This is a genomic window from Lachnoclostridium sp. (assembly GCF_031997925.1).
In the GTDB taxonomy this organism is placed as follows: Bacteria; Bacillota; Clostridia; order Lachnospirales; family Lachnospiraceae; genus Lachnoclostridium.
This window is the reverse complement of sequence record NZ_DAMADT010000028.1, coordinates 28,446-51,545: the sequence shown is the minus strand read 5'-3', so window position 1 is coordinate 51,545 and position 23,100 is coordinate 28,446. Positions and strand designations below refer to the sequence as shown.

Annotated in this window: 19 protein-coding genes and 1 pseudogene; 3 read left to right on the top strand and 17 right to left on the bottom strand. The window is 35.1% G+C overall.

The window, feature by feature from the left end; translation table 11 throughout:
- The 8 genes and pseudogenes from RTP52_RS15725 to RTP52_RS15690 form a co-directional block, all read right to left on the bottom strand.
- Positions 1-359 (bottom strand): annotated as a pseudogene (locus RTP52_RS15725) (B12-binding domain-containing radical SAM protein); the annotation flags it as partial.
- A 156-nt stretch (positions 360-515) separates the two neighbouring features.
- Positions 516-947, bottom strand: coding sequence for a hypothetical protein (locus RTP52_RS15720; protein WP_312372407.1), 432 nt, complete (start codon positions 945-947; stop codon positions 516-518).
- Positions 948-1,096: 149 nt separating this feature from the next.
- A complete protein-coding gene (locus RTP52_RS15715) occupies positions 1,097-2,521 on the bottom strand; it encodes a glycoside hydrolase family 28 protein (protein ID WP_312372406.1) in 1,425 nt (474 codons plus the stop codon).
- A gap of 160 nt (positions 2,522-2,681) precedes the next feature.
- Entirely contained in the window at positions 2,682-3,173 is a 492-nt protein-coding gene (locus tag RTP52_RS15710; RefSeq protein WP_312372405.1) for an epoxyqueuosine reductase, read from the bottom strand.
- A 73-nt stretch (positions 3,174-3,246) separates the two neighbouring features.
- Positions 3,247-3,909: a hypothetical protein gene (locus RTP52_RS15705; RefSeq protein ID WP_312105167.1), complete on the bottom strand. Its 663-nt coding sequence runs from the start codon at positions 3,907-3,909 to the stop codon at positions 3,247-3,249.
- A gap of 323 nt (positions 3,910-4,232) precedes the next feature.
- On the bottom strand, positions 4,233-5,858 hold the full coding sequence (locus tag RTP52_RS15700) for an ABC transporter substrate-binding protein (protein WP_312372404.1): 1,626 nt from the start codon (positions 5,856-5,858) through the stop codon (positions 4,233-4,235).
- A gap of 55 nt (positions 5,859-5,913) precedes the next feature.
- Positions 5,914-6,852, bottom strand: coding sequence for a carbohydrate ABC transporter permease (locus tag RTP52_RS15695; protein WP_312372403.1), 939 nt, complete (start codon positions 6,850-6,852; stop codon positions 5,914-5,916).
- 12 nt (positions 6,853-6,864) lie between these two features.
- Positions 6,865-7,830, bottom strand: coding sequence for an ABC transporter permease (locus tag RTP52_RS15690; protein WP_312372402.1), 966 nt, complete (start codon positions 7,828-7,830; stop codon positions 6,865-6,867).
- A gap of 581 nt (positions 7,831-8,411) precedes the next feature.
- On the opposite strand from RTP52_RS15690, the gene RTP52_RS15685 reads away from it, so the two are divergent.
- On the top strand, positions 8,412-9,506 hold the full coding sequence (locus RTP52_RS15685; protein WP_312372400.1) for a glycoside hydrolase family 18 protein: 1,095 nt from the start codon (positions 8,412-8,414) through the stop codon (positions 9,504-9,506).
- 231 nt (positions 9,507-9,737) lie between these two features.
- On the opposite strand, the gene RTP52_RS15680 is transcribed toward RTP52_RS15685, so the two are convergent.
- The 3 genes from RTP52_RS15680 to RTP52_RS15670 all read right to left on the bottom strand — a co-directional run bounded on the left by RTP52_RS15680 (position 9,738) and on the right by RTP52_RS15670 (position 11,580).
- Positions 9,738-10,268, bottom strand: a complete 531-nt coding sequence (locus RTP52_RS15680; protein ID WP_312372398.1) for a GNAT family N-acetyltransferase — start codon at positions 10,266-10,268, stop codon at positions 9,738-9,740.
- A gap of 236 nt (positions 10,269-10,504) precedes the next feature.
- Positions 10,505-11,011, bottom strand: a complete 507-nt coding sequence (locus RTP52_RS15675; RefSeq protein ID WP_312372397.1) for a GNAT family N-acetyltransferase — start codon at positions 11,009-11,011, stop codon at positions 10,505-10,507.
- 164 nt (positions 11,012-11,175) lie between these two features.
- Positions 11,176-11,580, bottom strand: a complete 405-nt coding sequence (locus tag RTP52_RS15670; protein ID WP_312372396.1) for a hypothetical protein — start codon at positions 11,578-11,580, stop codon at positions 11,176-11,178.
- Positions 11,581-12,012: 432 nt separating this feature from the next.
- On the opposite strand from RTP52_RS15670, the gene tyrS reads away from it, so the two are divergent.
- A complete protein-coding gene (gene tyrS / locus RTP52_RS15665; protein WP_312372394.1) occupies positions 12,013-13,245 on the top strand; it encodes a tyrosine--tRNA ligase in 1,233 nt (410 codons plus the stop codon).
- A 24-nt stretch (positions 13,246-13,269) separates the two neighbouring features.
- Entirely contained in the window at positions 13,270-14,220 is a 951-nt protein-coding gene (locus RTP52_RS15660) for a hypothetical protein (protein ID WP_312372392.1), read from the top strand.
- 365 nt (positions 14,221-14,585) lie between these two features.
- Here the strand turns inward: RTP52_RS15660 and RTP52_RS15655 are convergent, their stop codons facing one another.
- The 6 genes from RTP52_RS15655 to RTP52_RS15630 form a co-directional block, all read right to left on the bottom strand.
- Positions 14,586-17,795, bottom strand: coding sequence for a DEAD/DEAH box helicase (locus RTP52_RS15655; RefSeq protein ID WP_312372390.1), 3,210 nt, complete (start codon positions 17,793-17,795; stop codon positions 14,586-14,588).
- 189 nt (positions 17,796-17,984) lie between these two features.
- Positions 17,985-19,634, bottom strand: a complete 1,650-nt coding sequence (locus RTP52_RS15650; protein ID WP_312104744.1) for a SulP family inorganic anion transporter — start codon at positions 19,632-19,634, stop codon at positions 17,985-17,987.
- 341 nt (positions 19,635-19,975) lie between these two features.
- Complete coding sequence (locus RTP52_RS15645) at positions 19,976-21,166, bottom strand: D-alanyl-D-alanine carboxypeptidase family protein (protein WP_312372388.1); 1,191 nt, start codon at positions 21,164-21,166, stop codon at positions 19,976-19,978.
- A 209-nt stretch (positions 21,167-21,375) separates the two neighbouring features.
- The gene (scpB, locus tag RTP52_RS15640; protein ID WP_312372386.1) at positions 21,376-21,945 is read right to left on the bottom strand and encodes an SMC-Scp complex subunit ScpB; all 570 of its coding nucleotides are present in this window, start codon (positions 21,943-21,945) and stop codon (positions 21,376-21,378) included.
- 19 nt (positions 21,946-21,964) lie between these two features.
- Positions 21,965-22,744: a segregation and condensation protein A gene (locus tag RTP52_RS15635; RefSeq protein WP_312104737.1), complete on the bottom strand. Its 780-nt coding sequence runs from the start codon at positions 22,742-22,744 to the stop codon at positions 21,965-21,967.
- 4 nt (positions 22,745-22,748) lie between these two features.
- A partial coding sequence (locus RTP52_RS15630; protein ID WP_312372384.1) for a hypothetical protein occupies positions 22,749-23,100 on the bottom strand: 352 nt, incomplete at its 5' end.

Sequence of the window (23,100 nt, the reverse complement as noted above, 5' to 3'; positions counted from 1 at the left end):
ATGTTGGTATAGCACATCTCATATTGTAGTGTAATACCTAGAAAGTCAAAATCCTTTATCGGATCCTGAGACTCAAGAGCAAACAATGGTATGTTCTTCTCTCTCATAATCTTGTCCAAATCCATCCATGGAGAATATACACGTTCGCAATACGTATCCTCTCTTTGATTAAACATATCATAAAGAATCTGAATACCAAGGTGTGACATACCTACTTCGTATACGTCAGGAAAACACATACAAAAACGGATATCTACCTTTTCCTTATCTTTAACCACCATATTTACTTCGTTACCGATATAACGCGCTGGCTTATCTATCGTTAATAATATTTCATCGGATAATGCTAGTTTTTTCATTAAAATCCTCCATTCTGGCGCCGTATGAATTTGAGCGTCAGCACTATATAAAAAGTAGGCATCAAATCATCTGCCAAAGCCTGTCCTAATTTTTAGTCCGTTATTCATTATAACAAAAAAGAGTGGAGATATCCACCCTTTCATTGAAACGTATTTTTACTTTTCTATTTGCGAATCATTTTTATCAGATTGGAATAACTCTGTTAGCTTCTGTTCTAAAGATTCTACATACTTATTATTTCTAACCTCTTCTATGATACTATCTGTGTTTTGACCAAACACATTAACTGAAAACATCCGCCCTAGAAATAATAATAGAAACAGGAAACATGCAATAATGATTCTTCCGAATAAGCCTTTAAAGTAACGAGTACTCTTAGACTTAGTATCGAAAGTTTGATGAAGTGCTTTGGATTCCCCGAACCTAGGTAATGTTCCCGCCTTATCACCAGGTCTACCCCCATTATCTTCTAAGTCATTCCTACTTTGATCTCGTTGTTCTTCTGTCTCTTCTTCTGTCTGTTTTTCTCGTTGTTCTTCTCGTTGTCTTCTCCGTAGTACTTCACTTCGTTCTTCAACTTGCTCCATAACCAAACCTCATTTCTGCGCATACTTTGTGAAAAGGTTCAACCTTGGATTTGTTATTATACAATCTCTTATTTGAAAAATATCATTTCTTTTCACACTATTCCTGACAGCATGCTCGTACAACACTTTGGTTAATTCTATGCAAATGACTAGAAATTATGACTACAGTCAGATAAGACTTCCTCTTTAAATACAAAAGATTGATTTAAATTATCCTGATTAGTTACCGAAACATTCTTAAAGAAAATCTGATTCGCATTCTTAATCTCGATTGCCTTCTTCGCTTGAATCATAACATTTTCTAATGTAATATCATGAATTGGCATCTGCTCTAGCCCATCAATTTTAATAGCTTGTCCTGCTCGAAGACAGTTAACATCGCGGATGGTTATATTCTTAAACTCTGGTATATCCTCTTTCGAAATTGTATCTGGTTCATCAGACGCTTGATGGTCCATACGGAATAAAGTATAACCCATAGTAAATATAATTGCGTCTTCTTCAATATCCGTCATCTGAATGTTACGGATTGTTATATCCTCCACAACTCCACCACGTCCAATTGCACTCTTAAAACGTATTCCTGTATCGGTACCTAAGAATAAGCAATTTTCTATCACTAAATCTCGTACACCACGTGACATCTCACTACCAACTACAAATCCACCATGTCCATGATATACGACACAGTCCCTAATATGAACGTGTTCGGTAGGTACGGTAATTTTTCTTCCAATCGCATTCTTACCGGATTTTATACAAATAGCATCATCGCCAACATCGAAATTCACTCCGTAAATGTCAACGAAACGACAAGACTCTAAGTCAAGTCCGTCACCATTTTGAGCAAAACTGGCATTTCGGATAAACGCATTTCGAAGGGTTAGATTCGTACAAAGTAATGGGTGAAGGTTCCATGCAGGTGAGTTCTGAAGCGTAACCCCTTCTATTAATACCTTATTACAACGTACAAGGTTCGTCATAACTGGACGATAAAGATCATAGTTTCGTGCTGCTTTTTTAAGTGCATCTGGAGCTTCAATGTTTACTTCTCCTTCTAAACAGCCTTCATACGCTGTCTTACTTGGATACCAGATACCGCCTTCCTTTGTATCAATCACATAAGGACTCTTCATTAAACGTGCCTGCCACTGTCTTTTCGGTAACTTAAACTCTTTTAATGGACGCCATTCGTGACCATTACCATCAATAATACCTTCACCAGTAATTGCAATATTCTCTTCATCAAACGCATGGATTGGAGAAACTGCACGAAGTCTTGGCTGTCCTTCATAATTGGTAAGAATCACTGGGTATTCTTCCGGATTCTTATCAAAGGTAATTAATGCACCTTTTTCTAGATGAAGGTTAATATTTGACCTTAAAGTAATAGGACCTGTAAGCCAAATCCCTTCTGGGACGTTAACCGTACCACCACCGAGCTTTGATAATTCAGTAATTGATTGATTGATTGCAGCTGTATTCGATACAATACCTCCAGATACTGCTTGGTAGTCTGTAATACTTACCTGTCTATCTGGAAAAACCGGTAATTCAACAGTATATGTATGCATTTATACTCTCCTTTTTTAATTTCACAATATCGTAATGAATTCTATTAAACCATTCTCCTGATACAATACTATGTACAAATGGCCTGAAAACGGGAATAGTAGTATTATACATAAATTTTCTCTATGATTCTACAAAGTTTCTATAGAATATCATGTTGAATTACTGATTTTTTGCCTCTATGCCATATGGACAAACAACCATACATAAACCGCATGCGTTCTTTCTACCAAGTTTCTCTATTGATAGACTTCTCTTTTGATTGCTAGGACCATATTGTTTTGTTATTAGTACATCATTTTTTCCAATCCAACCAAGTCCTGCTTGTATTGCTGCATATTTAAAAGAAAAAGGTGCTATTAAATCTGTTTCATTCCTCTGTGCCACAGGAGGTATGAAATACTTTGATTGATTTTTCCGTAAAACGTTTTCTAGTTCCAGTAATAATGAATTTAATTTCTGTCTAGCATTTTGTATTTCCTGCTCTAACTTCATTTCAGAATACATTTCAAGCGTTAATTTATTTTCATAAGGCATTGCTAACACTAAAGCTGTTTTATATTCTGTTGAATATTCACAATAAGAGACGTCTGCGAATCCATATAGTAACCCAGCTTGTTTCTTAAATAATTCTACCATATCGTTTATCAGCATTGTAATCCCTCCTGAATTTTGACTTTCCTAGCAGGTCTATCAGCTCTTTACCCATCTCTCTATATTTTACTATCTAAAGCTCGTCACTTTCCCCCATAGCAATCAATGTCTCAATAAAGGTAAAATGTTGATCATTTTCCCACAAGATAAAATGAGCACCAGGATCAACCCCAAGCCAATCCTCAATTGCTTTTGATGGTTTTGATGCATCTCTTTTTATGTTAATCTCGGTCTTTGGCTCTTCAAAATATGAAAATAAGATATTCTCATGTAACCCAATGGATTGATACTTATCCCCAACAAGTAGCCCTTCGTCTGTGATGGCAACATGATGATATACGTACTCAAACATGGTTTCTGGTTTTAGATATGCAATCCTACCTCTTCTTAACTCCGGTCTTGTTGCTCTTCGCCAATCCTCTATTCCATCCGGAATGCAATGCCAGTAGATATGATGCATTCTTACCCAGTCACGTGTAGTATCATCCCCAGGCCATTTTGCTAGGCAGTTATGTAAATCCCCAAATACTTCTTCTGGTAATAATTCTTCTCCAATCGCTTCATAGTAAGCAAATAACATATTTTCATGGCGATAGAGACATGCGGTCATCACTTTATGTTCCATTATTAGTTTCTTAATGTGCACTTTTGTTTCCGCTAGTCTTTCCTCTAAATTAAAATCTCCTTCATAGGAAATATGTCCACGGTAATGGTATCGATAAATCATATCTTTCATAATCTGTCTTATGATGTGAAGTAACCTTCCTTCACACTTTTCCCTCCTGTATATTGTAATAAATAAAATATTCTTCTCAAATGAAATTTTTAAATTGTAAATTTAACATTCTCAATTATAGATATATCACAACATTATTATACTGTTTACTTCGTTAAAATGAAAGTTTCTTTTTAAGTGCTTACTGTACAGATATTCATTCTTCTTTAGCACCTTACGCATTCTATGTCCTCCCGTTTCTCCTTAGATCTTTGAAAAAAACGTACCGTATATTAAAATTCTAATAATATACGGCACGTCTTTTCAGATTATATCAATGATTATTATTTATTTTTTTCCTTGAGGAAGTTATCTAATTGAGTATTTGCCTCAGCTACTACTTGATCAATACCATTGTCTTTTAGTTTCTGTATAAATTCAGGTAATTTTGTTGCCGGATCAATAGCACCGGTATTAAGTGTAAGATCATACTCTAGAGCAACATTTGCTAATGCAGCCAATTGATTCTCAACGCTCGTTGAATTAAAACAATATCCAAGTATTGGGACTTCACTACATCCTCCATAATAAGCCTTAAATGTATCCCAGAAATCAAGCCCCTGGCCTTCCAGTGGAGGAAGAAGGGTAATATTACCCATACCATTAGTCCAAGGAGTATAACTGGTACGAGCTTCTTTATTAAGTCGAGCTTCGCCACCATTCACTATGTCATAATGAACACCTTCTATACCATAGTTTAATAACGTCATAAGATATGGATCGGTATTTAACAGATTAAGGAACATAGCTGCTCTTTCCGGATTCTTGCAACCCGCTGAAATAGCCATCATAGCACCTTGAGAAACTGCGGTATCAAGATAAGCAGGTGTGACAGGAACCATCTGTACTTCTATTCCACGTTGTGCACTTGCCTGATCTTCATATCCAAGAGCATAGCTTTGTGTACCTAAGAGATATTTTCCTGAATCCTGAGCTGCAACACGAGCATCATTTGCCTGGGTGCGAATAGCCATTTTAGGATCAATATAGCCAGCTAAATAATATTCACGAGTCTTTTCAACAAATTTCTTATATTCAGGTGTCTCAAATTTACTAAGTATTTTATTACCATAGCTTCCTTCTTTAGCAGTATCGGTAGGATTCATATAGTATGAGAGCATATTACTGATTCCGGAGTCACCGGCAACGATTATCGAATTATTTACCATTCTTTCCAGAACCATACCCTCAACATTAAGCGGATAGAAGTCTTCACCTTCTCCTTCTTTTACAGTCTTAAGGATATCGCCAAAGCCATAATAATCTGTTTTCTTAATATCATCAATCGTATAACCGTATTTCTCTAACAAGGTTACATTTACGTCCCAACAGTTCTGAGTAGCACTATCCTTATATCCTGGAAGAGCATATACACCTAAGCCATCATTTCCTGGAATGGTAGCACCTGTTTTCAAAACCTGTGGAAGCAAGTTCCATATATCTGAAGCATATTTTTCAATGAGGTTATTCCCCTCTTGATCAAGGCGAAGCCAAGCACCATTTCTTGCATATGAATTGTATTCATTCTGAGTCCAGGAGCAGGTGAAATAAATATCCACGTCATCGCCGCCACCAATAGAAAGAACTACGTTATCATTGAAGTCACCCCATGTACCCCAGATTGGCTTCAAGGTCACATTCAATTTGTCCTTTAGGTATGCGTTAGCTTTTTCCAATACAGCCTTATCATCGGAAACAGAACTTCCATGGAGATACCAGGTTAATGTAACGGGCTTCGATATATCAATCTTTGCTTCTTCTGTTGGTGTCGGATCCTTGCTATCATCCGGTGTTTTAGTTACAGTGCTAGGAGTTTTTGTGTCTGTTTCTGTGTCTTTTGTTTTGCCACAGCCAGAAAGTAGTGCAGTCAGCATCACGACCGTTAGGACAATTGATAGTACTTTTTTCATTAAAAATCCTCCCTTAAATTTTATTTATGTAAGCGACTTTCTTAAACAGTCGTTCTTACCCTTTTACTGATCCTATTGTAAGACCCGATATGATAAATCGTTGGAAGAATGGATAAGCAAATGCAATCGGTACTACAATCAGTACAGCAAGCGCCATTCGTAAATTTTGCTGCGGTAATTCATGTACAAGCTTTGAAATCTCCGAGCCCAGCATGGCGGCATTCCTGGTTAAAAAGTCAATCTTATTCTGCGTTCTCATCAGCAAATACTGCAGTGGGTAAAGACTTTCGGTTCGGATATACAGCATTGCCAGATACCATTCATTCCAGTATGCCAGTGCATTCAGTAATGCAATGGTAGCAATTCCGGGCTTTGCAATCGGAACGATTATTTTGAACAAGGTGTTATATTCTCCGCTGCCATCAATTGCAGCAGCTTCAATAAGATCCGTCGGCACCGAACTTTGAAAGAACGTACGCATAACTATGATATTAAACGGATTAAATAACGCCGGTACAATTAACGCCGCATAATTATCGTTTAAGCCCAAGATATTCTTACTCACATAATAGGTTGGTACTAAGCCTCCCCCAAACAACATGGTAAAGAAACAGAAGAAGGTAAAGAATCTGCGATACTTAAAATCCTTTCGGAATAATGGATAAGAATATAGTACGCAAATTAAAACACTTAATATCGTACCCAAAATAGTAATAAAAAAGCTGTTAAAGTAAGCACGCCAAATTGCTTTGCTGGAATTGAATGCGAATTGATATGCTTCCAGTGTCCACTTGGTCGGGGTAAAGGAGAAGCCAATTTCTCGTATACTCTCTTCTGCAGTAAAGGAAATGATGACGACAAATATAAAAGGAACAATGCAAAGCAAACAAAAGAGACCAAGTATAATATTAATAGTAATCTCAGAAGGCAGGCTGATCTTATTGATTCTAGACCTATGCTTTACTGAAACAATTTTTACATTATCAGATTTCATATTCTCCTCCTCCTAGAACAAACTGCTATCTTCATCAATTCTGCGTACAATTGAGTTAGCAGTTAAGACACAGAAGAAACCAACTACATTCTGCAACAGACTGGCTGCCGTACTCATACCAGGATTATTAGTAGCCATAAATGAACGATATACGTATGTATCCAAAACCTGTGTGGCAGGGAAGAGAGGTCCGGAGTTTTGAGGTACCGTATAAAACAACCCGAAATCAGAATTAACAATACGTCCTACACTCATGATAAACAGGATGATAATCATGGTTTTTAAATGAGGAATTGTTATAAATCGGATCTGCTGCCTTTTATTCGCTCCATCAATACTTGCTGCTTCATATTGTGAGGTGTCAATACCCGTAATTGCTGCTAAATACAGAACCGTGGAATAGCCGATATTCTTCCAAAGGTAAGCAACCGTCAGAAGGATGGGCCATGGCTTGCTAATCATATACCAATCTGTTACCTCCATTCCCAACTGTTTCTGGAGGTGAGCGATTAGACCGTATGTCGGGTCCAAAAAAGCCATTAAGAAATAACTTGCAACAACCCAGCTTAGAAAGTAAGGAAAGAACATCACGGTCTGATAGGTTTTTGCTACGAACTTTTTGGTTAACAAGCTTAACATAATCGCAAATGCTACTGCGATGACAGTTCCAAGCACAATCCATAAAGCATTATAGCCAACTGTGTTCCTAATCATTTTCCAGGAGTCCGAGGTAGCAAACAAAAACCCGAAGTTTTTAAAGCCTACCCACTTGCTATGTATAATATTGTTAAGTAGAGTTGGATTTTTTGTGTAAATTTCAAATTTCTGAAACGCAATTACGATACCGAACATTGGTAGGTATCGTAACAGGATAAGCCAAATTGCTCCTGGAGCAAGCATACTTAGTAAAATAAGATTTTTTTTCCTTTTAGCCAAACCCTTTGAAGGCGGCTTTGTAGACTCCATCGATTTAGACATTTTATTAACTCCTCCCTTAAAAAGCTCAGCGCCAAATATATGCAAATCGCCCAAGTAAACTATATTCCACGCTGTTTTTTTTGTTGTATTTCTATATATATATTACCATATATTGTTAAAATGTCATGAAGAGAAGTTGTTCTTTTTTGCTTAGTATTGTTATCTTGTATAAATCTGGTTAATATTTCTATTATTTGGATTATGAAATCAAGTAGGAGACTAATCAATTAATTTAATCAATTAATGATTAGTCTCCTACCTGATTTCATTTATATAATGATAGTGGGTATATATATTTAACAATTTATTTTTTTGTGTATAATTTTCTTCATAATTTATAAATATTATACATAAGAGGAAGTTTATGGAGGGATTACAAAAGAATTCGAAACTGCAGCCAAGGAAGAAACAAAATCGTATACCTGGGTGTATTAATCCATATCTGTGAATACCAATTCATACGACAACACACAAGGTACAGATATTAACTCTTTAGGAGACTCAGGCTGTAGTGGTCCAATGTATGAAACAGCAACCCCTCGTGTAGGAAAGTATTTGATTTAAGAACTGGGAGGTGTATCATGTTTAGAAAAAATGCAACAATAGAAGTAAAAAACACAACGGCGGAATTTGTGAAAGTCGCTTATTTGCCTATTTATAAAACCTGGCATGCGGGAGATGTACCCGGAGACTTATTAACGGACATAAATCTTGCTTTTGGAGAAATAACACCCGATTCGACCATTCAAGTAAGTCCAATCAAAGAATTAGACCTTCCAAAAGAATTAGAAACATTGAAGCAACATTATCCTAATCTTAAGATTAATTTGGCCATCGGAGGCTGGGGCGGAGATGGTTTTTCTGATATGGCTTTCACAAAGGAAACTCGTTCTATTTTTATTAACAGCATTGTTTCCCATCTGAAAACTTATAACATGGACGGTGTTGATATTGACTGGGAATATCCCACAAGAGATAATTCAGGATTAATTAAAGCACGTCCTGAAGATACTGAAAACTTTATACTTTTGATGAAAGAAATACGATCTAAATTTAATGAGCTTTCGAAAACAAGTGATAAAAAGTATACTTTATCATTTGCAGCACCTATGGGTGATTGGGCTGTGGAGACTTATGGTATAAAAGAAGTAAGTAATTCTGTAAATTATATTAATCTCATGGCATATGATTATGTTGGGCCATGGTCCAGGGTAACCGGACATCATAGTAATTTAAATAATAGCAAAGAATTACCTAATCATATAAATACATATCAAGGAATTCAAAAGTATAGTAACGTTTGTAAACCTGAAAAATTAGTCTTGGGTATTCCTGCTTACGGATATGGATGGAGAGGTGTTCCATCTGAGAATCATGGACTATTTCAGGCTGCAGAAGCCGCTATTACTCATGGAGAAGCAGATTTCACCTATAGTAATTTAAAGGAAAATTATATTTCAAAAAATGGTTATACCAGATACTGGGATGATATCTCTAAAGCTGCCTATCTTTATAATGGCGATATTTTTATCACTTATGAAGATTTAGAAGCAATTCGATACAAGGCAGATACTGTAAAGAAACTGCGATTAGGTGGTATGATGTATTGGGAACAGACTCAAGATCTTACAGGAGATATTATTCGAACGATTTCAGAAGAATTAGACAATCAGTAAATTTATGTTGTTCCGTCCATAATGTGACAGTAATTACTTATATTTTTTTCAAATGGTCATTAAAAAATAAATGAAACTTCCATTATCTAAAAGTAACCATCATATAATATTACTTCTCATGATATCGTTTACTTTAATGAAATGGAAGTTTCTTTTTAACAAGAAAAACCCTGCATTGCGCATTAGTTACTTAATGGCCTGATGATTGGAAATAATACCGTATTTATATCATTAACTTAATACAAACTCTAATTGACAATCACAAGGTTCTTTCTCTACATGCTCTATATTGTATTCTACTGCTTCTATACATCCCATCGCTTTATAAAACGCCTGTGATTCTACAGCGGAATGAGCTGATATATATAGTTTTTTTGCTCCATGCTCTCTTGCCCAATCTGCACAGAGACGGAATAAAAGTTTACCCATACCACTACCTCTTTGATCATAAGATACATGGATACATGATAAATCCATATATTCTTTATCTCTACCGAAGATACCACCTTCTACAGATGCAAATCCCTTTAGGTAACCATCCGCAAATGCACCAAATACAACACCACCCTTTGATACTGTGTTCTTTAGGCAAGATACAAGTATTTTATAGTCCTCTTCTCCCCATTGTTCTAAAAAAGCAATGTCTTTAATAACCCATTCACCCTCTATTTTTCTCCAGCACCTTGTAACGTTTTGATAACGGTTAAAATGTTTAAATAAAATTATCTCTATTTCTTCTGCTTTAAGTTCTTTCCATTCCATTTCCAACCTCCGACTTATGTATATATTTAACTATCCTTTTATTTTAGGGACTTAGATGTTATTTAAACTTCTATAAATACGTGAATTTAGACCTCTTTTTGAAACACAATTTTTTATCAATAATATTAAATTTTTTAATTTTCACTAGATATCTTAGATTGCTAATTTCTTTATAGAAAAAGTACGCTTCACGATCTATTTCTTGTTAGAGATAATACTCATAATCAGAAATTATATCAACTCTCAAAAAAGAAAACATCCGCCAACGTTCCATCATCATATTCTGTTCGTGGATATGCCTCAACAAGCTCATATTGCCCGTTAGTATACTCACTAATTACATTGTTCCAAAAATGCACAGATGGCAAGTTCGCCGGATGTCGTTTTAGTTGCCATCTTCCTTTATGATTATCAAGCACTTTAAAAAAGGCTTCTTTTCCAACTCCCGAACGGCGGTATTTATACATCACAAAAAACTCAGCCATTTGGAAATCAGTAGGTCGATCATCTACTTCTGGAAGATCAATAACCATTGCAAATCCAGCTAATTTATCATCAACTAAGATAAAATAGGCCCAACGCTTGTCTTCTGTCCAATAATAATCAAGATATTCATAACCATAAAGCCCTAATTTATTTACATCACGTTGATCCCATTGAGAAAATTCATAGTCATATTTTTCTAATAAGTTTTTAAGTATTTCTTTTTCATCTGCGGTAACTTGTTTTAGTTCTACTTTCATCTAATCGCTCCTTAAAATATAAATAATCGAAGTTCCCCTTATCTGATTATGTAAACAACATATAATTTTTACCTAATTCTAATATTTCGATATCTCCTAGAAACATATCGTTACAAAAGTTCTCCTGAACACACTTTTCTGTTTGGACATCAAAATTACGAATCTCATTTATTTTGATATCGATAATATTTACCTTCTATCAAGGCTGCTATAGAATCCTCTGTATTTAAAATCTGATATAATTTTGTACCCTTCTCTAAATAGGTAGCATCAAAGTTTCTGAATTTATAGCTTGGATTATCTACATTCTTAGAAACAGTAAATTTCACCTTACCAAGTTCTTCACCAATCTCTGTTAAATCAACCTCTTCTCTTGGAAATGAGTTGTTAAAATACATTCTATCACTCACTTTAATACAGTCAACCCAATCTATTTTACTTGGTAATACAGAATAACGATCGAGTCTTAATGGTTTCCAAAAGATTACTAGAAATAAACCCAGGATTAAAACTGAAATGACAATGATATCTCTAAATTTTAGAGAACCCTTTTCTAACCTTTCCCCCATACTCAACCTCCAATTCTTAAATCAATTCCTATACCTCTAATTCTAAAACTCTCCATAAAAAACCTCTTGTTTTACAAGAAACTACTCTCCCAGTAAATTACTTTTTATCAGTATATCATAAGTATAGAGGAATACAAAGAAATATATAACCACTTCTCGTATTAAATAATAGAATCGTTTCATTACATGACTCGCCTCCTCTTGCAAAACATCACTTCTCTCCTAAATTTCATTGAAAAATAAATATAAATCATTTATAATGTTAGGTAGTTTGTGGCAGAATGTCACTAGATTGCACAAAAAGTTAAGGATACCTATTACTATCCTAATTTTATTCTTAACAAGGAAAAGTTCGCGAAGCGTCCATTTTCTTGTATATAAACTTTTGATCGTGTGAATCAATGCAAATCACTGAAATAGGAGGAAAAGATTATGTCAGAAAATATTTATGACGTACTCTTAGAGCGCGGGTTTATTGAACAAGCGACTCACGAAGCGGAAATTAAAGAGTTACTTGGAAAGGAAAAGGTAACTTTTTATATTGGATTTGATGCAACTGCAGACAGTTTAACTGCAGGACATTTTTTAACTGTTATGGCAATGATGCATATGCAGCGTGCAGGTCATAGACCGATTGCACTACTTGGTGGCGGTACTACCATGATTGGAGATCCAACTGGAAAATCTGATATGCGTTCTATGATGACAAGAGAAACCATTGACCATAACGCTCAGTGTTTTAAAGAACAGTTATCAAAATTTATTGATTTTGATGACGATAAGGCGATTATCGCAAATAACGCAGATTGGTTATTAAACCTAAACTATGTAGAATTCTTACGTGAAGTAGGTGTTCATTTCTCTGTAAACAAGATGCTTACTGCAGAATGTTACAAACAGCGAATGGAAAAGGGCTTAACTTTTTTCGAATTCAACTATATGTTAATGCAGTCTTATGACTTCTGGGTACTTTATAAAAAATACGGCTGCCAGTTACAATTAGGTGGTAATGATCAATGGTCTAATATTCTTGGCGGTGTTGACTTAATCCGTCGTAAAGAACAGGCACCAGCCTTTGGATTAACCTTTAAGCTCTTAACTACGAGTGAGGGACTTAAGATGGGTAAAACCATGAAGGGTGCCGTTTGGCTAAATCCTGAAAAGACTTCTCCATATGAGTTCTATCAATATTGGAGAAACATTGAAGATGTGAAAGTAGAAGAATGTCTTGGCTTACTTACCTTCTTACCAATGGATGAAGTACGTCGTTTGGGAGCATTAGAAGGTGCAGAAATCAATCATGCCAAAGAAGTTCTTGCTTACGAAATCACTAAAATTGTACATGGTGAAGAAGAAGCTAATAAAGCACAGGAAGCTGCTAAGAGTCTATTTGCAGGCGGTGTTACCAGTGAGAATATGCCAACTACTACTTATTCCTCTGCTACATTTGAAGAAGGCATTGACTTAATTACAATGATGATAGATGCAAAACTTGCTACCTCACGTTCCGACGCCAGAAGAAACATTGAACAGGGTGGAGTTTCTGTAAATGATGTTAAAGTAACTGATTTTGCACGTAAGTTCACATCAAATGATTTTGATGCCGATGGAGCATTGCTTGTAAAAAAAGGTAAAAAAGCTTACCACTTATTCCGAGCAGAATAAAATCTAAAATAGGAGGGGTCTAAAATGCCTTGGTGTCCAGATTGTAAAACAGAGTACCGGAAAGGAATTACCATGTGTAACGATTGTGGTAAAGAACTTGTAGAGAGCTTAGAAGAAGTATCCGATTACGTAATCCTTTGTTCTATCGAAAAGGAAGAGGTTGCTAAAAAACTAGTAAAGTATTTATCTTACTCTAATTTAGAAAGCTATTATGAATATTCCAATGAGGAGGATTGCTATCCAGTTTATGTTCATGAACCTGAACTTAAGATGGCAAAGAAGGCTTTCAATGCTTTCTATACAGTCGAATTAGAATCAATGGAAAAGGATGCAGACAATAAGAATTTGGACACTGAAACATCTCTTGATAGTCTTTCTGAGGAAGATAATTTAAAGGATAATTTAGATGATCTTTTAGACTCAATGGATGATGATTCTAATGAATCTTCTCGTTTAAAAAAGAAACGTGAGGAAGAAGAAAAGGATCAGATAGTCTCCATGATGTATGATGGTGGCGCCTATGAAAAAAAGTCAGAAAAAAGTAAAGAACTACGCTCTACTGCGTTAACCTTCTTTGCATTTGGTATTGGTGGTATCGCATTTGTAATATTAAATATTATGGGTGTTATTAGTTTTATCAGTGGGCCTCTCTCTTATACTGTTATGACTGGACTTTTCATAGCTTTTCTTGCCATCGGTGTTAACTCGGTAACCAGAGCAAAGAAAACTGCAAAAGAAGCTATTCTCGAAGATGAGATGACCACAAAGATCAATCGCTTCTTAGAAGCAAATGTTACAGAACAAGTCATTACGTCAATGAAAGATGAAAATTCTAGTGAAGAAGCCAACTTTATTAAGGTAATGGAAGGAATTAAAAAATTAGTGGTCAAAGAATTTGGCTCACTTGACAATGCCTTTTTAGATTATATCGTAGAAGAGTTCTATAACAATCACTTTGATTCTTACGATGAATAGTTAGATACTAAGCTTAAAGACTTTGGTAAACAAACATTATTTCATTTATGTAAAAGCTTATTTTAAATATAAGGCACTTTTTATAAAGTGTTGGGGTGAGGTTCCTTTGGAGCCCACACCTACACTAACAAAAGAGTTATTTTTATAAAAAGGGAAGTAAAACTTATAGATAATCATATCACAGTTATCTATAAGTTTTACTTCCCTTTTATTTTGTCTGAAATTTCTTTACGTTCTATTTATCTTAAGTTCCTTTTGGCTCTATAGTAAGCTAATTATATTATGAATTGATATATTTTAGATTTAACAAAACCTTTGCAACATTGGTATTTATTAAAACTAAAACCATTTAACTTAACGTCATATTAAGAAAATATCTCTTCCAACTCTTCTTTCGTTAAAGTATTAATAAACACTTCCTTCGATTGAATGATGGAATCGGAAAGCTCTTTTTTCTTCTTTTGAAGTTTATAGATTTTTTCCTCAATCGTATTTTTTGTTAATAGTTTAATGACATGGACATTATTCTTCTGGCCAATACGATAAACTCGATCGGTCGCTTGCTCTTCTACCGCTGGGTTCCACCATGGATCATAATGAATGACTGTATCTGCTCCTACTAAATTAAGACCGGTTCCACCAGCTTTTAACGAAATTAAAAAGATAGAACCTTCTCCTGCATTGAATCGCTTTACATAATCATTTCGTTCAGTTATTGGAGTGCTGCCTTCCAGATAAAAATATGAAATAGAAAGCTTCTTTAGTTCTTCCTCTATAATCTTTAGCATCGAAGTAAATTGGGAAAAGATAAGTATTCGATGGTCATTTGCCAACGCTTCTTCGATTACTTCTAACAACAAATCAAGTTTTCCGCTACCACCATCGTATTGTTCTAAAAAGGTAGATGGATGACAACAGATTTGACGCAGTCTAGTAAGCGCAGCTAAAATCTTCATCTGGCTCTTTTCAATACCCTTTGTAGCGATTTCACTATAAATATCATTACGTATTTCTGCAAGATAAGAGACATATACCTTTCTCTGATCTTCTGTCATCTCTGTCACGATTTTCTCTTCTAACTTATCTGGTAAATCATTTAATACATCCTTTTTCATACGTCGTAAAACAAATGGATGTATTCTACGATTTAAATTCTCTAACGCTTCTGTATCTTCTTTTAAAATCTGTTTTTCATATTTATTTACAAACTTTGAATGTGTTAATAGATAGCCCGGCATGATAAAATCAAAAATAGACCATAACTCGGATAAGCTATTTTCAATCGGTGTACCAGTCAGTGCGAATCGGTGAGAAGAATCCAATAATTTAACCGATTGCGCATTAATAGATGCAGCGTTTTTTATAAACTGTGCCTCATCAATAAATACGGTATGAAATGTTATTGCCTGATAATGTTTGATATCTCTTCGGATCAGCGGATAGGAGGTAACTAAAACATCAAAATCATTTATTTGCTCAATTCTCTCCTGTCTTTCCGTAGGTGTTCCAGATACAACCCCTGCTCTTAAATGCGGTGCAAAAGATTCAAATTCATCCAGCCAGTTATAAACCAATGAAGTAGGACAAACGATAAGAAATTTTTTATTCTTCTTTTTATCCTCATCCACAATAGAGGCTATATAAACAATGGATTGTAATGTCTTACCAAGCCCCATGTCATCTGCTAAAATACCACCAAGGTTATTGTCTGCCAACGAACGCAACCAACGATAACCTACATTCTGATAAGGTCTTAAAGTAGCATCTATCTTTTCAGGAATGATGTACTCACGATTGTCTGGATGTAATATGGTATCAATAAGTTTCGAAAAATCCTCATTTTTCTCAACATATAAATTACTACCATTAAGGGCATCTTCCAAATAAAACGCTTTATTTTTTGATAACTTAATTGGTTCATCAGAAAGAGACTTCACGGATACATTTAAATCATCTAAGATATTTGACATCTTAGCTATATGTTCATCCTCTAAGTTAATAAAGCTGCCATCTTTTAAGCGGTAGTACTTTTTCTTAAGTTGGAATGAACGAAATAGAGCTCTCAGTTCTTCTTGCGGGATATCTTCAGATTCTAAATCCATCTCAAGCAAATCAATATCGTTACTAATACGTAGCCCAACCTTAAAGTTGCTGCTATTTTTTATGCCTAATTTCTTAAAGGAATCCGAATAATAAAGCTGAGCTACTGATTGTAAATCGTGGATACGACCCGTTAGGAACTCATAGATGCTATTATCATTCTTTAGATGATAAAATGTACTGTGCGGTTCGAAATCAAGTTGTTCCAAGAGCCTCATTACTTCATATTCATCTTCCTTACTTCGAACTACGATAAATTCATCACTTCTTGGACTTTCAAAGCAGTTAAATTCATAATCACCATATCGAAACTTAAGTTCTGCCTTAATTCCACCATGATAGCGATCAAGATAGACGCACGCCTGCATTGGTAACGTAAGATACCTACTCTTTAAGCTTTCCGGTATTTCTATCTCCATCGTTTCGTGTAACTTTGGTAGTACTTCTTCTAAAAAGCGCTGTCTATTATCTCCTCGAAATACCAATGGCTTCTTTTCTCGACCCAAGGTATTATAAAAGGGTACATAATTTTTAATAAAGTACTTGTTCGGGGTAAAGATAAAGCTATTATAAAAGATTAACTCTCCACCTTCGGATAAAGGAATCACAGGTTCTTTTTCTTTATAATCTAGTAAAATACTATCTTCATAGACATCTAAATCGTATACAATATTGGGATTTCCATTGATATATTTAACATCTTCATAGATTTTTTGATTTAGTTCCAAGCGAAAAGAGCTTGTTCCAAACAAAGAAAGCAATTTTAACAGCATACTTTTTGATAACAACATTTGATGTTTTGCAAATAGTTTAGCATAGGAAGTTTTATCAATTAACTCCTGTATTTCTAAGATTCCTACTAAATACTCCATCACTTTTTTTGACGTTCTATCAAATTCACTTTCTCCAGCAATAAACTTAAAGTCTTTGCCAAGAATAATATTTTGATTGGTACTATAATCCGTCAAAAATTTCTTTATGGATTGAACCTTATACATATGATTGTTTCCAGCATGCAGCATTAGAAGCGCATTTGAATCTTGACGTAACATGGTTGGTAAAGAAATGGTTGGTACTATTTTAAAGATTTCACCCTCAGCATAAGTGTCATCTTGATTTGCAAAATAATCAAGTACTTGAAAAGCCCGCTTCTCTTCCGGTGTTCTTGGTTCTTCCATTGCTGACTTTTCTTGATACTTTAATAAAAACAACAGCCCTGCTACCACATGCTTGCAGGCTCCTTTTTCTTTCAAATGAGATGGACAATTGCAGGTATAATCAAATGCCCCATCTTCTTTCTCTGTAACGCTAACTTGATATGTGAAACTACCTTTTACAAGGAATTTGTATTGGTTTGTGGATTTTGAGAAAGTCGCATTTGTCACTCGGTTGCTTTTATAATACTGCAGGCCACGGGAATAAACGAGGTCACTTGATGCAAGATTACGTATCCCAGTTCTAGATAATCGCAGCATATTTTCCTTCCTCCTAACAATTTAGTATCTTACTATTATACCACATTTTTAATAGAATTGTACCTCTTTTTGCGAAATAATGATGAAAGTAATGTGTATTTTTATCTTTTATGTTGTTTTTTACAAAATTCCTAAAAAACTCCAAAGAAATAGTCTATACTTGAAGAAATGAAATGATTAGACCTTTCTTTAAGCGCTCAGTTTTTCTGCTCTATCTAATGCAGCATCTATGCTCTCACAGATATTTTCATCCCCTACGGTATCAACAAAACCTGCTTTGCGCATTGCTTTTAATGGTTGTTCTAAAACATGGGAAAATACCATAGTTACATTATTCTTAGCTAAATGCTGATGCACCTTTTTTAACGAATTCATTGCTGTAATATCGATTGCCGGAACACTGCGCATTCGTACAACAACCACTTTGGTATCCTCCGACACTTGGCTTGTTAATTGAATTAATTTATCTGCTGCTCCAAAAAACATAGGTCCCGAAACCTCAAATACTAGTGTATGCCTTGGAACTTCCTTTAAATTCAATGAATCCGGATCATTATCTTCATCTAAGGAATCCATACCTCTAAGGTAAGTCCATCCCTTCACTTCTGTTGCATCCGCCATTCGTTTCATAAACAGGATACAAGACATAACCATTCCAACTTCAATCGCTAATACCAAGTTAAAAGCAAAGGTAAGTACACAAGAGGCAATCAAAACAGCAACATCACTTCTCGGTGCTTTGCGATAACTTAGGAATGCCTTTACATTAAACATATTGTAGGATACTACGATTAAGATAGAAGCTAAAACACAAAGTGGTACGTATTGTATGAGCGGCATACAAACCATCAGAAAGAAAAATAACGTTAATCCATGAAAAATTGCTGCTATCGGTGTTCTTCCGCCGTTTTTTGCATTCGCTATGGAACGAGCTACTCCACCTGTTGCAGGTATGCATCCAAGCAAACCTAAAATAGTATTGGCAACCCCTTCGGCTACTAACTCCATATTTGCTCGGTGCTTACTATTAATGATACCATCGGTAACAACTGCGGATAACAATGCCTGCATCGCCACTAAAATTGCAATTGTAAATGCAGGGGAAAGCAATTCGAAAAATTCATCCAAAGATACTCCTGATAAACTTGGTACAGTTAATGTTCTTGGTATCATTCCAAGTGTTTTCACATCCAACTTAGCCACATAAGCAATTGTTGTACCAACAATTAATGCAATTAAGGAATTCGGTATCATTTTATTAAACTTGGGCCATACAACTAAAATAGCAATGCATATAAGCCCTAACAAAACAGCATTAAGATTAATGGAAGAAAAGTGTTTTATATAAGTACTCCACTTTGCAAAAAAATTGGTTGGCATCTTATCCACTGTAATTCCAAGAAAGTCTTTGATTTCCAAGGTAAATATGGTAATCGCAATTCCTCCGGTAAACCCTATGGTAATTGGAGCTGGTATAAAACGGATCAGTTTACCAAGTTTAAATACTCCCATAAGAAGCAACATAACACCAGCCATAATGGTTGCTATCATTAACCCATTCATACCATATCCAGTTAGAATGCTTTGGGTTATAATAATAAATGCACCAGTTGGCCCGGTTATTTGTACACTACTTCCACCAAGAAGGGCTACTACAATACTAGAGATGATTGCGGAATAAATTCCTTTCTCTGCAGAAACTCCACTACCAATTGCGAATGCGATGGAGAGCGGTAATGCTATAATTGCAACAATAATCCCTGCCCTCATGTCCTTAATAAATTGCTGTTTCGAATAGTTCTTCCTAATTGAAAAAATCTTTGGCTTCATTTTTTCCATTAATCATTATGTCCTTCACTTTCTTTTGTATTTGTTTAACGCTATCTGCATACCACACTTCTTCTTACTAAAAATGGTATTTTATTTCAACCTATTAAGTTTAGACCTATTATTTCAATATTTCAAGAGGATATTGGAATAATATTCTTCATATTTGATGTTTTTTATACAATATATATAAAAAGACCAGCTATTTTAAAGCAATCACTTTAGAATAGCTGGCTTCTTATATGCATAAGGAATTTTTATTTCAGAAAGTCAAAGCGGATACTCGCAATTCGCTTACGCTACTTGCTCATAACCTCATTGCCACCCGCTGATGTGGTTAAAATCTTTTTAACTTACCAGAATTTAAAGATTTCTCGTATCATATAAGGCAAATCGATTTTCTCCGTTGCTTCTGCTGTCGTTATCGGCACTTTTCGGAATAGATTTTGATTAATATAGTAGCAGATATCTCCGACTTTTACACCTTCTTTTGTTGGTGCAGTGATATGGTCAAGTAGTTGGATTTTTACAGTCACTTCTTCCCCTTCTCGAAGCAATAACTTTTCTGATAAAAGTTCATCCGTTGATACTAACTTTACAGAATTTATCTTACCATTATGTACTGATATCTCCTCTGGTACTTTAATACACTGTGAATCTGGGGTTAATCTTTCATATAACGAGTAAACCTCAAAGTTTTTTAACCCATAGTCCATTAATTTTGTGGTGTCCGCCCATTTATAGGTCTTATGAGGCGGCCAACCTGAACCCAGCACGGTACTAACTAATGTTTTACCATCAATATCCACAGCACCTACAAAACAATATCCTGCTTTCCCTGTAAATCCTGTTTTAATGCCGATTGCTCCCTTCATCATAAATAAAAATCGATTACGGTTATTCACAGTATATGAGCGTTTGCGATTTACTTCACTAAACTGGTGAGTTGCAGTTCCTACGATCTTACAAAATTCAGGATTCTTAATTGCATAACTTGCTATGAGCGATAAGTCTCTTGCTGTAGTGTAATGGCCGTCAGCATCTAATCCATTCGGAGTTTTAAATGATGTATGATTAGCACCTATCTCCTTTGCCTTATCAGTCATCATATTACAAAATCCTTCTACACTTCCCCCCACATGTTCAGCGATTGCTACCGCTGTATCATTATGGCTTTCTAACATTAAGGAATATAAAAGGTCACGAAGGATATATTGCTCTCCGGTTTGAATATTTAATTGTACATCTGGTTGTTTTGCTGCATTGCTAGTTACCGTAACAACATCATCCAGATTCGCATTTTCAAGCACTACAAGTAAGGTCATAATCTTTGTAGTACTCGCCATGGACATCTCTTTGTAAGCGTCCTTGCCATACAAAACACGCCCGTTCGAAGCATCCATGAGACATGCAGAAAGGGCGTTTAGTTGTAAGTTAGTACTATTATCAACTACTGGCGGGATATCCTCTGCCTCTGGTAACTTAAGCTCCTCCTCAGAAGCACTTCTCTTATGGCACCATGACAAATCGTTAGATTCTATCATTTTCTCCTTTATCAAATTAAAACTACTAAACACCAAGGCAGTACAAACTAAAAAGATTTGAACTGATTTATTCTTTCTTAATTTCTCGTAGTAGCTATTCATATTCAACCCTTATGCACACTCTTACTTTAAGTTTATTTTCGAACAAGAAGAATATGCATAAAAAAAGATGTCTATGAAACCTACCTTGATTTCATAAACATCCAAACTTAAATCTCTAATTGTAATTGAACTTCTTCTTCCGCTTCCATTTTAAAATCAGCAACCTTTTCTGGAGTAACCACTGGCAAATCTTCTAAAGAAGCAATACCAAAGTTTCTTAAAAAGTCTTCCGTCGTGCCAAACAAAATCGGTCTTCCTGGAGCATCCATTCTTCCAATTTCGCATACTAAATTGTATTCCACTAATTTGTTCACCGCATGATCACTCTTAACCCCACGAATACTTTCAATCTGCTGTTTTGTGATTGGCTGCTTGTATGCGATAATAGATAGGGATTCAAGTAGTACATCGGTAAGAATGTGTTTCTTTGGGACATGTGCTATCTTGACGATTGCTTCATACATCTGAGCTTTGGTACACATCTGAAAGGAATTATCTAATTCAATAATTTTAATTCCTCTCTCTTCCTCCTCATATCGGTCCATCATATTATGAATGATTTTACGTATTGTTTCTACATCATGATCAAGAGCACTCGCAATTCGTTCCACTTCGACTGCTTCTCCCATTGTAAATAAAATTGCTTCTAGCATGGCTTCCAATTTCTTGATTTCCATATGTATCCGGCCTTTCTGTTTATTCTATTGAAAAGTCATCTACTGGCGCAATATCGTTAGCCAGATAATGAATCATAATATCTTCAAATAAGTCATTTTGACATATCTCAATTCGCTGCATCTTCATTAATTCTAAAATACCAAGGAAGGTAACAATAACATCCATCTTTCCTGTCTGACGTTCTAAAAGTTTTTTAAAGCTAAATGTTCGATGCTCTAAACCGTATTGTTGTATCTCTAGAATCTTTTGGGAAAGATTGATTTCTTCCTTTTCTATCTTCCCGAATTTACTACGTATTGGATCAATTTTGTCTACTTGTCGTTTCATAACGGATTGAAAGATTGTATGAAGCTTTGCTAAGGTAAGATCTGATAATAATTCTGAAATATCAATCTCTTCTTTATAATCAGAAATCTCAAGCGGAATTGTACTTGGCTTAAACATCAAAAGCTGCGCATCCATCTGCTTGTCCTTTAATTCATAAGAAACATACTTGTACATCTTATACTCTAATAATCTTTCTACCAATTCTTGTCTCGGATCGACCACTTCTTCCTCTTCTTTTACTTCCACTGGAAGAAGCATCTGAGATTTGATTCTTAGTAAAGTTGCAGCCATTACAAGAAACTCACTCATAAGTTCTAAGTTTTTTTCTTCCATAGCCTTGATATATTCCATATATTGTTCTGTAATTGTAACAATTGGTATATCATAGATATTTACTTTGTTTTTATCGATTAAATGTAAAAGAAGATCCAAGGGACCTTCAAATGCTTCCAGTTTTACCGGAATACTCATAAACTCACCTCATAAAAATGTCAAATACTGCATTGCACATCGATGTCATGGTACCAATCAGCAACAAAAACATCCAAGCCATCTTAATCACGTAATCATTTCGAAGTAGTGTTACAAACTTAATTGGCTGATTTGCAGCAACTAATAACGACATATCCGAAGAAATCAAAGGAAATAGATTCGTTATTAGCATTCCAATACTTATTATAGCATAGCTTGAAAGGAAGTACATTAAAAATTCATACGAGATACTAAACTCCCCATATAAAGTAAGGCTGGAATTCATATGAAATCCAAATTTTAATATCGCAACTACTATGATAAATTGAAGGAGTAAAGACAATAATCCAGTAATT

Excerpts from the sequence above, each read along its gene's own strand:
- RTP52_RS15710 (WP_312372405.1), bottom strand. The coding sequence starts at position 3,173 with ATGCTGATAAACGATATGGTAGAATTATTTAAGAAACAAGCTGGGTTA.
- RTP52_RS15650 (WP_312104744.1), bottom strand. The coding sequence starts at position 19,634 with ATGGAAAAAATGAAGCCAAAGATTTTTTCAATTAGGAAGAACTATTCG.
- RTP52_RS15695 (WP_312372403.1), bottom strand. The coding sequence starts at position 6,852 with ATGAAATCTGATAATGTAAAAATTGTTTCAGTAAAGCATAGGTCTAGA.
- RTP52_RS15670 (WP_312372396.1), bottom strand. The coding sequence starts at position 11,580 with ATGGGGGAAAGGTTAGAAAAGGGTTCTCTAAAATTTAGAGATATCATT.
- RTP52_RS15680 (WP_312372398.1), bottom strand. The coding sequence starts at position 10,268 with ATGGAATGGAAAGAACTTAAAGCAGAAGAAATAGAGATAATTTTATTT.
- tyrS (WP_312372394.1), top strand. The coding sequence starts at position 12,013 with ATGTCAGAAAATATTTATGACGTACTCTTAGAGCGCGGGTTTATTGAA.
- RTP52_RS15690 (WP_312372402.1), bottom strand. The coding sequence starts at position 7,830 with ATGTCTAAATCGATGGAGTCTACAAAGCCGCCTTCAAAGGGTTTGGCT.
- RTP52_RS15715 (WP_312372406.1), bottom strand. The coding sequence starts at position 2,521 with ATGCATACATATACTGTTGAATTACCGGTTTTTCCAGATAGACAGGTA.
- RTP52_RS15655 (WP_312372390.1), bottom strand. The coding sequence starts at position 17,795 with ATGCTGCGATTATCTAGAACTGGGATACGTAATCTTGCATCAAGTGAC.
- RTP52_RS15660 (WP_312372392.1), top strand. The coding sequence starts at position 13,270 with ATGCCTTGGTGTCCAGATTGTAAAACAGAGTACCGGAAAGGAATTACC.
- RTP52_RS15685 (WP_312372400.1), top strand. The coding sequence starts at position 8,412 with ATGTTTAGAAAAAATGCAACAATAGAAGTAAAAAACACAACGGCGGAA.
- RTP52_RS15700 (WP_312372404.1), bottom strand. The coding sequence starts at position 5,858 with ATGAAAAAAGTACTATCAATTGTCCTAACGGTCGTGATGCTGACTGCA.
- RTP52_RS15705 (WP_312105167.1), bottom strand. The coding sequence starts at position 3,909 with ATGAAAGATATGATTTATCGATACCATTACCGTGGACATATTTCCTAT.
- RTP52_RS15635 (WP_312104737.1), bottom strand. The coding sequence starts at position 22,744 with ATGAGTATTCCGGTAAAACTGGAAGCATTTGAAGGTCCCTTGGATCTT.
- RTP52_RS15675 (WP_312372397.1), bottom strand. The coding sequence starts at position 11,011 with ATGAAAGTAGAACTAAAACAAGTTACCGCAGATGAAAAAGAAATACTT.
- RTP52_RS15720 (WP_312372407.1), bottom strand. The coding sequence starts at position 947 with ATGGAGCAAGTTGAAGAACGAAGTGAAGTACTACGGAGAAGACAACGA.
- RTP52_RS15645 (WP_312372388.1), bottom strand. The coding sequence starts at position 21,166 with ATGATAGAATCTAACGATTTGTCATGGTGCCATAAGAGAAGTGCTTCT.
- scpB (WP_312372386.1), bottom strand. The coding sequence starts at position 21,945 with ATGGAAATCAAGAAATTGGAAGCCATGCTAGAAGCAATTTTATTTACA.